Raw genomic sequence first — 1,010 nt, forward strand, 5'->3', positions numbered from 1 at the left:
CCTGGAAAACCGGACCGGAGTTCGGCCCTGAAATTTACACCACCTTGACGGACGCTATCGTGTCAGGCGGTCTCATCGAGTCGCAGCAGCGGGGCCAGATGCACCGCATAGCGGCGGCCACCGTTGGACAACTCGTAGCGCATGAACAGCCACGGCTGTTCGCTGTAGCTGGCTGCTTTCTCGTCCAGCTTGCGCTGTGCGACTGCATCCAGCGCCGGCAGGGGCTGTGCCGCAACGGCCAGGGCCGGCGAGGCGCCGTCGTCCAGCGTCATCTTGCCGACCGCGACGCTGTCAGCGGCGACAAACACGACGGGGAGCACCAAGTCGGTGCCGGTCATGTCCTGTTCAACCAACGCCGCCATCAGCGGTTCAAGTTCCAGCCACACCGTCAGCGGTAGCCCAGGATTCGGGCAGGACCAGGACACATAAGCGCGCTGGCGAGCGCGGCTGATGTCCGGATGCACGCGCAGGACGGGGGCTTGCCATGCCAGCGCGCCGAGGTATTCAGAGAACTGGTCGGGCAGGAACACCACCAGGCTTTTGCGCTGCGGGCACGCCGCGCGCAACACCGGCACATCCAGCGTGCTGCTGTCGATGTAGCCGGCAAACGCTGGCGGGCACAATGCCACGCGCCGGGTCGGCCACAGACGGGTGAAGTGGTGGCGCAATGTGCGGTGCATGTGCTGCAGCGCGGGGGAGTCGTTCAGTTGTGCAACAGGGGACGTCAAAAGGGATGGCATGTCTTTCTCCACGTGATTCAGGCCGATTGCCTGTACCCGTGTCTAGTGATCGCTTTTAAATTTCCGCCGATCTACCAACATGAATGACAAAGCCCCGAGGGTGTTACCCCCGGGGCTTCGTCTTCCCTTTGACGACGTGCGTCTACCTCTATAGCCACGGGTTTTATATGTCGCCGCCGCTGCCGGCCTGAGCGCCGTATAAACCCGCTGGCTAGCAGCCTGTCGGACTTAACGAGCCGTATGAGATAATTCGGATCATCCAAAACACAG

The 1,010-nt window shown here is 62.3% G+C and carries 1 protein-coding gene; it reads right to left on the reverse strand.

Going from position 1 to position 1,010, the window contains the following annotated elements; all coding sequences use genetic code 11:
• Nucleotides 1-62: 62 nt before the first annotated feature.
• Nucleotides 63-740, reverse strand: a complete 678-nt coding sequence (locus tag IE083_RS15665) for a hypothetical protein (RefSeq protein WP_189354961.1) — start codon at nt 738-740, stop codon at nt 63-65.
• Nucleotides 741-1,010: the final 270 nt, after the last annotated feature.

The organism is Vogesella fluminis (assembly GCF_014652335.1).
In the GTDB taxonomy this organism is placed as follows: Bacteria; Pseudomonadota; Gammaproteobacteria; order Burkholderiales; family Chromobacteriaceae; genus Vogesella; species Vogesella fluminis.

What these genes read in the sequence shown, in the direction of transcription:
- IE083_RS15665 (WP_189354961.1), bottom strand. Translation starts at nt 740, where the DNA reads ATGCCATCCCTTTTGACGTCCCCTGTTGCACAACTGAACGACTCCCCC.